The organism is Methylobacterium gossipiicola, assembly GCF_900113485.1.
In the GTDB taxonomy this organism is placed as follows: domain Bacteria; phylum Pseudomonadota; class Alphaproteobacteria; order Rhizobiales; family Beijerinckiaceae; genus Methylobacterium; species Methylobacterium gossipiicola.
Genome location: NZ_FOPM01000016.1, coordinates 62,696 through 74,681, shown reverse-complemented (window position 1 = coordinate 74,681; position 11,986 = coordinate 62,696). Strand labels below are relative to the sequence as shown.

Here is an 11,986-nt window from a genome sequence, read left to right as displayed (position 1 = left end):
CGAGTCGCGAAGGCGATGCCCCCGCCATTTATATTACTTGTTACGAAACATAACAACGAATCTGCCTGCAAGCCTGTCACGCTAATAAATTGATTCGAAAAAGCTGTCCATCGGCCTCTTCGCCGCGCGGATAAATTGCCCACAGCAGAGGATAATATCCAAAAAAATCGGCCCTGCCGTTCGACATCAAATCTAAAATAAAATACAAATACAATGACCACTTCCGTCCGGAAAGTTCATTTAATTGAATAATATTTTTCATTTTGTTCATTCAAATGATTTTATTTTGCTTCGTCTCCTCCATCAACGCCACAGCAACAAAACTAACCCCAGCGGCCACAGCCAAATAAAGCCCCACCCAACCCACACCGCCCCATTCTGAAAGCCGCTGCGCCAGATACGGCGCGGCGGAGGCCCCCAGAATCCCCGCGAGGTTGTAGGTCACCGACGCCCCGGTGTAGCGCACCCGCGTCGGGAACAGCTCCGGCAGCAGGGCGCCCATGGGGCCGAACAGCCAGCCCATGGCGAACAGGCCCAGACACAGGAAGCCCAGGACGAGGCCGCCCTCCCCGCTGCCGAGCATCGGCCCGAGGGCGAGGCCGAGGGCGGCGGTGAAGACGAGGCCGGAGAGGAGGACGGGACGGCGGCCGTAACGGTCGGCGGCCCAGCCCGAGAGGGGGATGCCGAGCCCCATGAACAGCACGGCGACGCACTCGAACAGCAGGAAGGTCGGCCGGGTGAAGCCCAGGGTCGAGACGCCGTAGCTGAGGGCGAACACCGTCGAGAGGTAGAACACCGCGTAGCACGACACCATGGCGAAGGTGCCGAGCAGGGTCGCGCGGATATACTTCGTGAAGATGATCGCCAGCGGCACCCGCTCGGGCGCGACCTTTTCGAGGGCCGCGCGGAAGACCGGCGTCTCCGTGAGCTTGAGGCGGACATAGAGCCCGACGCCGACCAAAGCCGCGGAGGCGAGGAACGGGATGCGCCAGCCCCAAGCCTGGAAGTCGGCGGGGCTGAGCGCCAGGGCGAGCCCCAGGAAGCCGAGATTGGCCGTGATGAAGCCGACAGGCGCCCCGAGTTGGGGGAAGATGCCGTAGAGGGCGCGGCGGCCCGGCGGGGCGTTCTCGACGGCCAGCAGAGCCGCCCCGCCCCATTCGCCGCCAAAGCCCACGCCCTGGCCAAAGCGCAGGACGCACAGGGCAAAGGGCGCCCACCAGCCGGCGGTGGCATAGGACGGCAGGCAGCCGATGAGCACCGTCGACAGGCCCATGATCATCAGGGAGGCGACCAGGGTGGCTTTGCGCCCGACGCGGTCTCCGAAATGGCCGAAGAACGCCGCCCCGAGGGGCCGGGCGATGAACGCGATGGAGAAGGTCGCGAAGGCGGCGAGCGTCTGCACGGCGGGATCGCCGGGCGGAAAGAAGATCGGCCCGATCACCAGGGCGGCGGCCGTGGCGTAGACGTAGAAATCGTAGAACTCGATGGCGGTGCCGACGAAGCTCGCGATGAGGATGTGCGCGGCGGGGATGGGCGGGGGCGAGGACAGCTGGGCCATGGCCGCCGCTTTAGCGAAGCCTGCTTAAGAGTGCCTCACAAAACTCCCGTCCCTGGACGCTTCTCGCTCTCAAGACGACGGTGCAGCGGGAGTTTTGTGAGAGACACTCAGGCGGCCAGGGCCTGTGTCCGGAGCCGGGCTCAGGTCCGGCCGGCGGCCTGCCGCACGGACAGGGCGATGCCGGCCCAATCGACGTCCGGGCCGTGGTTGGCGATTGCTGCGCGCAGCTGATCGCGCACGACACCCAGCACCGGCATCGACACGCGGGCGGCCGTGGCCGCCGCATCGGCGAGGTTCATGTCCTTCAGCCCCAAGGGCGCCGCGAAACCGGCGGGGCGGAACCGGTCCTCGACCAGGAGTTCGCCGTAGAGGCTGTAGACCGGCGCGTTGAAGATCGTGCCGGTGAGCACCTCCAGCATGGCGCGGCGCTCGACGCCCCCGGCTTCCGCCAGGGTCATGGCCTCGGCCATCGCCTCGACGGCGGCCATGATCATGAAGTTGCCGCCGAGCTTCACCACGCTCGCGGCCGAGGGCGTTGTCCCGACCTGGAAGGTGCGCTGGCCGACGGCCTCGAACAGGGGCGCGCAGCGTTCGACGGCTTCGTCCGCCCCGGCGGCCACCACGAACAGCTTGCCCGCCTGCGCGGCGGGGGGGCGGCCGAAGACGGGGGCCGCCACGAACCCGGATCGGGCGGCATGGTCCCGCGTCAGCCGCTCTACCAGGGGCACCCCGATGGTGCTGTGCGAGACGTGCAGGGCCGGCGCGCCGAGGATGCCGTTCTCGCCGTAGACCACGGCCTCCACGGCGGCATCGTCCGCGAGCATGGTCATCACGACGTCGTCCTCGGCCGCCTCGGCCGGGCTCGCGGCCAGCCGGGCGCCCGCCGCCACGAGGTCGCCGGCCTTGTCGGCCGAGCGGTTCCACACGGTGAGTTCGTGACCGGCCTTGAGCAGGTTCGCCGCCATGGCGTGGCCCATCTGCCCGAGCCCGATGAATCCGACCTTCATGTCCGTCTCCGTGTGCACATCCGCCTGCGGTCCAGCCAGCGGGACCCGCGGCACTCCATGACCAGAGATGGCGCCGGCCGGGCCGAAAGGGAGTCACGCCACCGGAGATCGGTGTCCGCCGAGCCTGAAGCTTCCTCCTTGGCGGCGGCGACTTGCCCCGGGGCATCTTGCCGAGAATCCCTGGAAGCCGGTGCGACTGTCTGAAGGGGACGTTAAAATCGGCGATATATGTCTTATTTGGCGATGCGACACGCCGAAACATCGTCTATGGCCGTTTCGGCGGAAGCGTGCGCGGTGCCACCCGGAGACCCATGGCCCATGCGGACGGCCTCCATCCGACCGCTTCGCCCCATCCACATCAGGCCGCGTCGCGGATAGCGCTACGTTTGGCGACGTGTTTTAATCCCGAAAAAACATTGATCGATCCTGGGGAGGTTTGAATGACCATGCGCGCCGGTGCGGCACCCTTTACGGGTGCCGGCACCCCCAACTGGCTGTCCCGTGAGCGGATCGTCGCCAAGGCCGGGTTCAACCGGTGGCTCGTGCCGCCGGCGGCGCTGGCTATCCATCTCTGTATCGGCATGTCCTACGGGCTGTCGGTGTTCTGGTTGCCCCTGTCGCGGGCGATCAGCGTCGGCCAGCCGGCCCCGGCCGCCTGCCCGGACATGAGCGTCATGACGGCGCTGTTCACCACCACCTGCGACTGGCGCGTCAGCGACCTCGTCATCGTGTTCTCCATCGGCATCGTCATGCTCGGCCTCTCGGCGGCGGTGTTCGGCGGTTGGTTGGAGCGGGCCGGCCCGCGCAAGGCGGGCCTCGCGGCGGCCCTGTGCTGGGGCGGCGGCTTCCTCATCGGTTCGGCCGGGGTCTACCTGCACCAGCTTTGGCTGATCTGGCTCGGCATGGGCCTCATTGGCGGCATCGGCCTCGGGCTCGGCTACATCTCGCCGGTCTCCACCCTGGTGAAGTGGTTCCCCGACCGGCGCGGCATGGCCACCGGCATGGCCATCATGGGCTTCGGCGGCGGCGCCATGATCGGCTCGCCCCTGGCGACCCTGCTCATCAACACCTTCAAGACCCCGGATTCCGCCGGCGTCTGGCAGACCCTCGCGGTGATGGGCGGCCTCTACATCCTGGCCATGGCTTGCGGCGCCTTCGGGTACCGAGTTCCGCCGGCGGGATGGCAACCGGCGGGCTGGACTCCGCCCGCCTCGAAGAGCGCGATGATCACCTCCGGCCACGTCCACCTCGACAACGCGCACAAGACGCCGCAATTCTGGCTGCTCTGGGCCGTCCTCTGCCTCAACGTCTCGGCCGGCATCGGCGTCCTGGCGCTGGCCTCGCCGATGCTGCAGGAGATCTTCGGCGGCGCCCTCATCGGCCAGCCGGGCGTCGCCTTCGGGCAGTTGGACGCCGGGCAGAAGACCCAGATCGCCGCCGTGGCGGCGGGCTTCGTGGGGCTCCTGTCCCTGTTCAACATCCTCGGCCGGTTCTTCTGGGCCTCGATGTCGGACCGCATCGGCCGCAAGGTCACCTACGCGACGTTCTTCGCCCTGGGCTGCGTGCTCTACGCGGCGGCGCCCTGGGCCGCCGGCATCGGCTCGAAGGCCCTGTTCGTGACGTTCTTCTGCGTGATCCTGTCGATGTATGGCGGCGGCTTCGCGACGATCCCGGCCTATCTCGCCGATGTGTTCGGCACCCAGTTCGTCGGCGCCATTCACGGTCGGCTCCTCACCGCTTGGTCGACGGCGGGCGTGGTCGGTCCCCTGGTGGTGACGGCGATCCGGCAGACACAGATCGACGCGGGCATCCAGGGCGCCGAACTCTACACCCGGACCCTGTACATCCTCGCGGGCTTCCTGGCGGCGGGCTTCGTCGCCAACCTGCTGGTTCGCCCCCTCGCGGCGCGCTGGTTCATGACCGACGCGGACCTCGCCGCCGTCTCGAAGGGCGGGGTGGCGGCCTCGAGCCGGGCCGGCGACGGTGGCATCGGTCGCGGCGGCCTCACCCCCGTCGCGCTCCTCGCCTGGGTGGCCGTCGGCCTGCCCATCGCCTGGGGCATCTGGACCACCCTGGCGAAGGCGCTGATCCTGTTCGGCTGAGCCGACTCTCCCACGACACCCGCCGGGGGACTCGTCCTTCGGCGGGTGGCGGCAGCGAAGAATTTTGCAGCCGGGGCGCACGGATCGACCGGAGCACGGGGGCGGCGCTCCGCCATGACTCGAAGGCCGCGCCCCGGCGAACGGGGGGTCAAACCGCTCACCTCTTTCGTCGAACGGACAAGTGAGCGCAGCCGACTGGCGAAGTCGCCGACGGGGCTATAGATTGCCTGAGACGGTTCGGAACGACGCGCGGGACTAGCCCCGCGCGCCATGCCGAGCCGGCTCATGGGGTCGATACGATTCAGATGTCCGACGTCCTGATGCAGGGCAGAGCCGCACCGTCCCTCGGGCGGAATTCAGGGAGCGGCGTTCCCCAGCCGCCCATCCGCGCGGCCGCGAATCCCGGAGGCCCGACCGACGGCGACGACGGTCGCTCCGGTACGGCGATCATCACCCGGACCAAACCCAAGACCAAGCGCCCTAGCCTGTATCGCGTGCTGCTTCTCAACGACGACTACACGCCGATGGAATTCGTCGTCCACGTCGTCGAGAAGTTCTTCAACAAGTCTCAGGAAGACGCCTACCAGATCATGATGCACGTTCATCAGAACGGTGTCGGTGAGTGCGGAATCTTTACCTACGAGGTCGCGGAGACCAAGGTGACGCAGGTGATGGACTTCGCGCGCAAACACCAACATCCTCTCCAGTGCGTCATGGAAAAGAAATAGGCCACCCCCACTCAGAGGCCACGCTTTGCCCAGCTTCTCTCGCAGCCTAGAACAAGCTCTCCACCGCGCCCTGGCGCTCGCCGGCGAGCGGCGGCACGAATACGCGACGCTGGAGCATCTTCTCCTCGCCCTGGTAGACGATCAGGACGCCGCGGCGGTCATGCGGGCCTGCAACGTCGAGGTCGACACCCTCAAGCGCAGCCTCGTCGAGTACGTCGACACCGAGCTCGCGAATCTCATCGGGGACGGACGGCAGGACGCCAAGCCCACGGCGGGCTTCCAGCGCGTGATCCAGCGCGCGGTGATCCATGTGCAGTCCTCGGGCCGCGAGGAGGTGACGGGCGCCAACGTGCTGGTGGCGATCTTCGCCGAGCGCGAGAGCCACGCCGCCTACTTCCTGCAAGAGCAGGACATGACCCGCTACGACGCGGTCAACTACATCAGCCACGGCATCGCCAAACGGCCGGGTGCATCGGAGCCGAAGCCCGTGCGCGGCGCCGATGAGGAATCCGCCGCCGAGCGTCCGAGCGGTGACGGCGACGAGGCGCGGCCGAAGAAGAAGGGCGACGCCCTCGAAGCCTACTGCATCAACCTCAACAAGAAGGCCCGCGACGGCCGGATCGATCCGCTCATCGGCCGCGAGACCGAGGTGCAGCGCACGATCCAGATCCTGTGCCGCCGGCAGAAGAACAACCCCTTGCTGGTGGGCGATCCGGGCGTCGGCAAGACCGCCATCGCGGAGGGTCTGGCCCGCAAGATCATCGAGAAAGAGGTGCCGGAAGTTCTCGTCGACGCCACGGTGTTCTCCCTCGACATGGGTACGCTGCTCGCCGGCACCCGCTATCGCGGCGATTTCGAAGAACGCCTCAAGCAGGTGATGAAGGAGATCGAGGCGCATCCGAACGCGGTGCTGTTCATCGACGAGATCCACACGGTCATCGGCGCCGGCGCGACCTCGGGCGGGGCCATGGACGCCTCGAACCTCCTGAAGCCGGCGCTGGCCAACGGCTCGCTCCGCTGCATCGGCTCGACCACCTACAAGGAGTACCGCCAGTACTTCGAGAAGGATCGCGCCCTCGTGCGCCGGTTCCAGAAGATCGACGTCAACGAACCGTCGATCCCGGACGCCATCGAGATCGTGAAGGGCCTGAAGCCGTACTTCGAAGAGTTCCACAAGCTCAAATATACCACCGAGGCGGTGCAGGCGGCGGTGGAACTCTCCGCGCGCTACATCAACGACCGGAAGCTGCCCGACAAGGCCATCGACGTCATCGACGAGACCGGCGCCTCGCAGATGCTGGTTCCGGAGGCGCGCCGCAAGCGCACCATCGGCGTCAAGGAGATCGAGGCCACCATCGCCACCATGGCGCGGATCCCGCCGAAAACCGTGTCGAAGGACGACGCGGTGGTGCTGAAGAATCTCACCGACAGCCTCAAGCGGGTCGTATACGGCCAGCCCAATGCCATCGAGGCCCTGACCTCAGCGATCAAGCTCGCCCGGGCCGGTCTGCGGGACCCCGACAAGCCCATCGGCTCGTACCTCTTCGCCGGCCCCACGGGCGTCGGCAAGACCGAGGCGGCCAAGCAACTCGCGGCCTCCCTCGGCGTCGAGATGCTGCGGTTCGACATGTCGGAATACATGGAGCGCCACACGGTGAGCCGCCTCATCGGCGCGCCCCCCGGCTATGTCGGCTTCGACCAGGGCGGGTTGCTCACCGACGGCATCGACCAGCATCCGCATTGCGTGCTGCTGCTGGACGAGATCGAGAAGGCCCATCCGGACCTGTTCAACATCCTGTTGCAGGTGATGGATCACGGCAAGCTCACCGACCACAACGGAAAGCAGGTCGATTTCCGCAACGTGATCATCATCATGACCACGAATGCGGGCGCTTCGGATCTGGCGAAGTCGGCCTACGGCTTCACCCAGTCGAAGCGGGTCGGGGACGACGTGGAGGCGATCAACAAGCTGTTCGCGCCGGAATTCCGCAACCGCCTCGATGCGATCATCTCGTTCGGTCACCTGCCGAAGGAGGTGGTGGCCAAGGTGGTGGACAAGTTCGTCCTTCAACTCGAAGCCCAGCTCGGCGACCGCAACGTCACCATCGAGCTGTCCGACGAGGCCCGCGAGTGGCTGGTGGAACACGGCTACGACGATGCCATGGGCGCCCGCCCCATGGCCCGCCTGATCCAGTCCACCATCAAGACGCCGCTGGCGGACGAGGTGCTGTTCGGGCGCCTCAAGGATGGCGGGGCCGTGCGGGTGATCGTGAAGCCCCCGGGCGAGGACGAGAAACAGGCCCTCGGTTTCGAGTTTCCGGCAGGCCCCGTGACACCGAAGCCCGAGAAGGACGTCACCAACGCGGTGAAGAAGCACAAGCGCACACGCGCCAAGGTGTCGCCGCGCAAGAAGGACGATGGATCGGGCAATGGCGGTTCGGGCAGCGTCCGCACCGTGCCGAAGGTGCCGTTGGTCAAGGCCTGATACGGCGCCCGCTCGACGCGAGCGGGCGGTCGGTCCAGAAAGCCCGCGCGGCGCCTGAACAAAGTCGTACTCCGCCTTTCCGAGGGACTGGATCGGAGTACAGATGAAGGCTCCGACGATCAGCCGGGATCGGTTTCACGAACCGGTCCCGGATCGAGCGGCGGTCGATGCGGTCGTTCGCCCGGTCGACATCCGAGTCCGTGATGGTTACCAAGCCCTCCTTCAGACATCGGTCGGTCGAACAAGCGCCGTTGGCGGTTCGTCCGAGGCGGAATGAGGGGGCATCCGGATGACAGAGCTGCATGAAGGCCCCCTGACGCCCGTGCAACACCACGCCGTTCCGGCCCCGACACGCCGTGAGGCCCGGCGTCTCCGGCGGCGGCGGCGGCATCGCGGGGAGGAAATCCTGGGCTGGATCCTCGTCCCGCTGATCGTGGTGGGACTGTATTGGGGCATCAACGCCACCTTCGAGGCCCTCGGCACGTCGCCCGGCCTCGTCTGGGATCAGCTGATGCAGGTCAAGGCGATGATGGAAAAGCGCAGCTGATCCATCATCTCAAAGCCTAATCCGGGGGCCGTTGTATCCGTCGTTGGCGACGGCTCACAACCGCCGTAGGGCGTGGACCGAGAACAGGTCGTCAGGATCCGTCCAGACGGCGCAGGGAGTCCACCCGGCGGCGTCCGCCAAGGTCCGGAAGCCCTCGCGGGTGTATTTGTAGCTGTTTTCCGTGTGGATCGTCTCGCCTTCGGCGAAGGTGAAGACGTGCGCGCCGAGGCGGATCGTCTGCGCTGCCCGGCTCACCAGATGCATCTCGATTCGCGACTCGGCCGGATCGAAGAAGGCCCGGTGATCGAAGCCGTCGACGTCGAGAATCGCGCCGAGTTCGCGCTGGATCCGAACCAGCAGATTGCGGTTGAACGCCGCGGTGACCCCGGCGGCATCGTCGTAGGCGGCATCCAGAACGGCCTTGTCCTTCACCAGATCGACGCCGACCACGAGAATGGCGTCGCGACCCAGCACTCGGCCGAAATGGGCCAGGAGGTGGGTCGCCTGGGGCGGTTCGAAATTCCCGATGGTCGAGCCCGGAAAGAAGCCCGCGACGCCCTGCCGTGACAGGCCCTCTGGCAGGGTGAAGGCCCGGGTGAAGTCGGCCGCCACGGGCGCGATGGCGAGGTTCGGGAAATCGACCGCGAGGGCCTGCGCCTCGCTGCGCAGGAACGTCTCCGAGACGTCCACCGGGACATAGGCCCCGAGGTCGGGCCGGTGAACGAGGAGCCGCCGCACCTTCACGGTGGAACCGCTGCCGAACTCGACGAGACTGGCGCGCTCCGGCAGCAGGGCGGCGATCTCGGCGCCCTTCGCGTCGAGGATATCGAGTTCCGTGCGAGTAGGATAATATTCAGGCTGCCGGGTGATGGCCTCGAACAGATCCGACCCGGCCGCATCGTAGAAGTATTTCGCCGAGAGGAACTTGCGCGGGGCCGACAGGCCCGCGACGACATCCGCCTCGAACTGGCGTCGGGCATCGGGCGCCGCCAGGGGCTTGGCGTTGGTGAAGACGGGATTGATGGTCAACGCGCGAACTCTCAGTCAGGCGCGGGCGTCGGACAGGCGCAGGCCCGTGAACTGCCAGCGCTGGTGCGGATAGAAGAAATTGCGGTAACCGGTCCGGGCATGGCCCCCGGGCGTCGCCACGGAGGAGCCGCGCAGGACGAACTGGTTCGACATGAACTTGCCATTGTACTCGCCGAGGGCCCCGTCGACGGGTCGGTAGCCCGGATAGGCGGTGTAGGCGCTGCGGGTCCATTGCCAGACGAGGCCGAAAGCGTCGGGCAGGTGCCCGTCGCGGGCCGCGACCTCCCACTCGAACTCCGTCGGCAGGTCGCGCCCGGCCCAGCGCGCATAGGCATCGGCCTCGTAGTAGCTCACATGGGTCACGGGCAGGGACGGATCGATGGGCCGGATTCCGGCGAGCGTCATGCTGGCCCAGCCGTCCTCCCCGTGCCGCCAATAACCCGGGGCATCCCACCCTTCCGCCTGGACGGCGAGCCATCCGTCGGAGAGCCAGAGTTCGGGCCGGGCGTAGCCCCCATCCGCCATGAAGGCGAGCCAATCGGCATTCGTCACGAGACTGCGATCAATGGCGCCGCCCTGGATCAGAGCGTCGTGCCGGGGCGATTCGTTGTCGAACGAGAACCCCTCCCCCGCATGCCCGATCTGGGTAACGCCGCTCGGAAGCGGAACGGAACCGGGCGTGCCCTGCGGCCGCGGAAAACGCCAGGCTTCGTCGTAGGCGGGGCCGAGGGGATTTTGCGCGAAGGCGTGCAGGATGTCGGTGACCAGCAATTCCTGATGCTGCTGCTCGTGATAGAGGCCGATTTCGAGGATCGGCAGCAGCGTCGCGAGGGCCTCCGTCGCGGCCTCGGCGAGGAGCGCCCCCACGGCGCGGTCGACATGGGTCCGATACGCCGCGACCTCGGCGGTCGTCGGCCGGGTGATGAGGCCGCGCAGGATACGCGGCTGACGCGGGCCGGCGGCAACGTAATAGGAATTGAACAGGTAGTGCAGCCGCTCGTCGTAGAGGACGTAGCCCGGCATGTGATCCCGCAGAAGAAACTGCTCGAAGAACCACGTGGTGTGGGCGCGGTGCCATTTCGTCGGGCTGGCATCCGCCATGGATTGGACCTGCTGGTCCTCCGGCGATAGGGGCGCAGCGCGACGTTCGGTCTCGTCCCGGACATGATGGAAGGCGGCGATCCAGGCGGCCCGGTCGATGGGACGCGCCGTCAGGGACGGGGGCGGAAAAACCGGCCTGTCCTTCGCCTCGTCACGTATCTCGCGCAACGCTGCCGTCGCTGCCATGGCGGCCACTCCCTCTCGTCAAGCAAGGGAGATAAGGCCGGGCCGCCATTCGACAACGGAGGGCAAGCTGGGCCGTTCGTCGCGGCCGGGGATCGAACGCCTTTTTCCGGCCACGGTGACATCCTCTTAACCGATGCGGACCGACATTTTGCCTTCGTAGCGCGACAATCGGACCGGTTTCTCGGATGCGGATCGATCTCATGGCAGGAGCGACCACGGGTGCCGTGGCCCGGAAGGTGGCGCCGATGCCCACCATCCTGGTGTTCGATTCCGGGCTCGGCGGCCTCACGGTCCTGGAGCAGGTTCGCCGCGCGCGGCCCGACGCGGCGTTCGTCTACGCCGCCGACGACGCGGCCTTCCCGTACGGGCGCCTCAGCGAATCGGTCCTGATCGAGCGCGTGCTCACGGTGATGGAGCGTCTCCTCGCGCTGCATGCGCCCGACCTCGTGGTGGTGGCCTGCAACACCGCCTCGACCCTGGTGCTGCCGGCCCTGCGCCAACGCTTCGTCACCCCGTTCGTCGGCGTGGTGCCGCCGATCAAACCGGCGGCGGCGGCGACGCGCTCGCGGGTCGTCACCCTGCTGGCGACGCCCGGCACGGTGGCGCGGGCCTATACCCACGAACTCATCGAGACCTATGCCGGCACCTGTGACGTGACCCTCGTGGGCGCCCCGAACCTCGCGGGCTTCGCCGAAGCGGAACTCGCCGGCGCGGCCATCGACGATGCTGCGCTGGCCGCCGAGATCGCGCCCTGCTTCGTCACGAAGGCCGATGGCCGCCGCACCGACGTGGTCTGCCTCTCCTGCACCCATTATCCGCTCCTCCTCGCCCGCTTCCAGGCCCTGGCACCGTGGCCCGTCACCTGGATCGATCCGGCCCCCGCCATCGCCCGCCGGGTGATCCAGCTCCTCGGGTCGGCGGACCGGGACGCCCCCGACGCGGGCCCCGTGCTCGGCGCCTTCACGGGGGGAGCCGGCCTGACCGAACCGCTGCGGCGCTCCCTGACGGCGCGCGGCATCCGGACCGTCGCCGTCGAGCCGATGCCGCTCGGTCTGCAATAGGCGGCGCTTTCGAGCCGGCTCGGCATTGACGCCGGCGCCGATCCGCTCTAACGAACCGCCTGCAACGGGGCTCCGATGAGGGGCCCCGTCGCATTTTCCAGCGCACCCGTGAGTCGGCTTCGGCCGCTCTGTCGTTCCGGGGCAGGCCATCGGGCCGGTCCGGAAAGAGGAGGGCGCGTTCC

Annotated in this window: 10 protein-coding genes; 5 read left to right on the top strand and 5 right to left on the bottom strand. The window is 67.4% G+C overall.

The window, feature by feature from the left end:
• Positions 1 to 76: 76 nt before the first annotated feature.
• From BM249_RS21360 to BM249_RS14350, 3 genes are all read right to left on the bottom strand, one after another.
• Positions 77 to 271 (bottom strand): hypothetical protein, encoded by a 195-nt coding sequence (locus BM249_RS21360; protein ID WP_143103773.1) that lies wholly within the window; start codon positions 269 to 271, stop codon positions 77 to 79.
• Positions 272 to 1,558: an MFS transporter gene (locus BM249_RS14355; RefSeq protein WP_091972945.1), complete on the bottom strand. Its 1,287-nt coding sequence runs from the start codon at positions 1,556 to 1,558 to the stop codon at positions 272 to 274.
• A gap of 140 nt (positions 1,559 to 1,698) precedes the next feature.
• Positions 1,699 to 2,565, bottom strand: coding sequence for an NAD(P)-dependent oxidoreductase (locus tag BM249_RS14350; RefSeq protein WP_091972942.1), 867 nt, complete (start codon positions 2,563 to 2,565; stop codon positions 1,699 to 1,701).
• Between the two features lie 446 nt (positions 2,566 to 3,011).
• On the opposite strand from BM249_RS14350, the gene BM249_RS14345 reads away from it, so the two are divergent.
• The 4 genes from BM249_RS14345 (at position 3,012) to BM249_RS14330 (ending at position 8,427) form a co-directional block, all read left to right on the top strand.
• Complete coding sequence (locus tag BM249_RS14345; RefSeq protein ID WP_091973040.1) at positions 3,012 to 4,667, top strand: OFA family MFS transporter; 1,656 nt, start codon at positions 3,012 to 3,014, stop codon at positions 4,665 to 4,667.
• 383 nt (positions 4,668 to 5,050) lie between these two features.
• Entirely contained in the window at positions 5,051 to 5,395 is a 345-nt protein-coding gene (gene clpS, locus BM249_RS14340; RefSeq protein WP_091973037.1) for an ATP-dependent Clp protease adapter ClpS, read from the top strand.
• Positions 5,396 to 5,420: 25 nt separating this feature from the next.
• Positions 5,421 to 7,880 (top strand): ATP-dependent Clp protease ATP-binding subunit ClpA, encoded by a 2,460-nt coding sequence (gene clpA, locus BM249_RS14335; protein WP_091972939.1) that lies wholly within the window; start codon positions 5,421 to 5,423, stop codon positions 7,878 to 7,880.
• A gap of 289 nt (positions 7,881 to 8,169) precedes the next feature.
• A complete protein-coding gene (locus BM249_RS14330; protein WP_091972937.1) occupies positions 8,170 to 8,427 on the top strand; it encodes a hypothetical protein in 258 nt (85 codons plus the stop codon).
• 54 nt (positions 8,428 to 8,481) lie between these two features.
• On the opposite strand, the gene egtD is transcribed toward BM249_RS14330, so the two are convergent.
• Positions 8,482 to 9,456 (bottom strand): L-histidine N(alpha)-methyltransferase, encoded by a 975-nt coding sequence (egtD, locus tag BM249_RS14325; protein ID WP_091972934.1) that lies wholly within the window; start codon positions 9,454 to 9,456, stop codon positions 8,482 to 8,484.
• 15 nt (positions 9,457 to 9,471) lie between these two features.
• Complete coding sequence (gene egtB, locus BM249_RS14320) at positions 9,472 to 10,743, bottom strand: ergothioneine biosynthesis protein EgtB (protein WP_091972931.1); 1,272 nt, start codon at positions 10,741 to 10,743, stop codon at positions 9,472 to 9,474.
• A 185-nt stretch (positions 10,744 to 10,928) separates the two neighbouring features.
• Between egtB and murI the strand changes: the two genes are divergently transcribed.
• A complete protein-coding gene (gene murI / locus BM249_RS14315; protein WP_091972928.1) occupies positions 10,929 to 11,804 on the top strand; it encodes a glutamate racemase in 876 nt (291 codons plus the stop codon).
• Positions 11,805 to 11,986: the final 182 nt, after the last annotated feature.

Coding starts and splice junctions, on each gene's coding strand:
- BM249_RS21360 (WP_143103773.1), bottom strand. CDS start 271: ATGAACAAAATGAAAAATATTATTCAATTAAATGAACTTTCCGGACGG.
- BM249_RS14355 (WP_091972945.1), bottom strand. CDS start 1,558: ATGGCCCAGCTGTCCTCGCCCCCGCCCATCCCCGCCGCGCACATCCTC.
- BM249_RS14350 (WP_091972942.1), bottom strand. CDS start 2,565: ATGAAGGTCGGATTCATCGGGCTCGGGCAGATGGGCCACGCCATGGCG.
- BM249_RS14345 (WP_091973040.1), top strand. CDS start 3,012: ATGCGCGCCGGTGCGGCACCCTTTACGGGTGCCGGCACCCCCAACTGG.
- BM249_RS14330 (WP_091972937.1), top strand. CDS start 8,170: ATGACAGAGCTGCATGAAGGCCCCCTGACGCCCGTGCAACACCACGCC.
- egtB (WP_091972931.1), bottom strand. CDS start 10,743: ATGGCAGCGACGGCAGCGTTGCGCGAGATACGTGACGAGGCGAAGGAC.
- murI (WP_091972928.1), top strand. CDS start 10,929: ATGCGGATCGATCTCATGGCAGGAGCGACCACGGGTGCCGTGGCCCGG.